This is a genomic window from Alkalithermobacter paradoxus (genome assembly GCA_002029295.1).
GTDB classification, from domain to species: Bacteria; Bacillota; Clostridia; order Peptostreptococcales; family Peptostreptococcaceae; genus Alkalithermobacter; species Alkalithermobacter paradoxus.
The window spans coordinates 1-1,013 of record MZGW01000026.1 but is presented as its reverse complement, the minus strand read 5'-3'; the positions used below and the strand labels follow the sequence as shown (position 1 = coordinate 1,013).

Annotated in this window: 1 protein-coding gene; it reads right to left on the bottom strand. The window is 27.4% G+C overall.

The window, feature by feature from the left end; all coding sequences use genetic code 11:
• Window positions 1–360: 360 nt before the first annotated feature.
• Window positions 361–543 carry a hypothetical protein gene (locus tag CLOTH_RS10395; protein ID WP_079411032.1) on the bottom strand — a complete coding sequence of 61 codons (183 nt, stop codon included), beginning with the start codon at window positions 541–543 and terminating at the stop codon, window positions 361–363.
• Window positions 544–1,013: the final 470 nt, after the last annotated feature.

Below are 1,013 nucleotides of genomic sequence, written 5' to 3'. Positions count from 1 at the left end.
TTCTCAGTAAATGATCACTAGGCACAAGTTCATCAAGTGTAAATAAAACAAGTTGGTCTCTATTTATCATATCTTGCTTTCGCAACATAAAAATCACTCCAATATAAATATGTATTTTTAGAAAAATATTTGAGCTTGCGAGTTTCAAAGTTTCTAAAATTTAGGATGTGTGGAGATTTTAGAAATCTCAAGGTGAAATTTAAAGGCCGCTCATTCCATTAGAGGACGCATATTATATCTTTAATTTATATTTATATTTTACCACCAAAAGAAAGAAAGCTCTTTTTGAATTACAAAAAGGCTTTCTACAATATAATTTGTCAACAGTCTGAATCTACATCACGAAGATGTAGATTTTTACTATCTATTATACATCCATTTTATCTTGTTTAATGTCTCGTTTTCTTTTTCTATTTCTTCTTCTCTCTCAGTTATAACTTCTGCTATTGCTGATTTTATTTTATCAGCTGTTAGATTTTCATCTTCTTTAAGTCCTGCTTTGTCAAGCATTTCAATTATTTCTTTCTTGTCTAAACTGCTCATAATATCACCTCTTCTTTTTGATTATTTTTGACTGTAGATAAGTTATATATTCTATCTATTTTAAATTATCGATTATTGGGCAAAATAAGAAAAATTAAAAGGAAGGAGAATATATATGCCGGAAATGAATTATTTTAAAAATAAATCCATAAAAATTGTTAAAACAGATGGTTCTAATAATTATATAGATAAAGAAACTTCATCTGAATCTTACGAAGAAATGTAAAGTATTGATTATAGCAAAAATAAAATTGCAAATTCAATTAACAAAGAAATGAAGGAATCCTTGCTAGATATTTTAGATGATAAAATAATAGGGGATTAGAAAGAAAATGGGTGTCATAAAGAGTATACCAGCTCAAACAGTACCATACAAAATTATAGTTATGTGTTAAGATAGACAAGGATTTTTCCTTGTCTAAAATTATATTATGTGCCACAGAATGTTCTATAAGTACAAGCTGATGGCC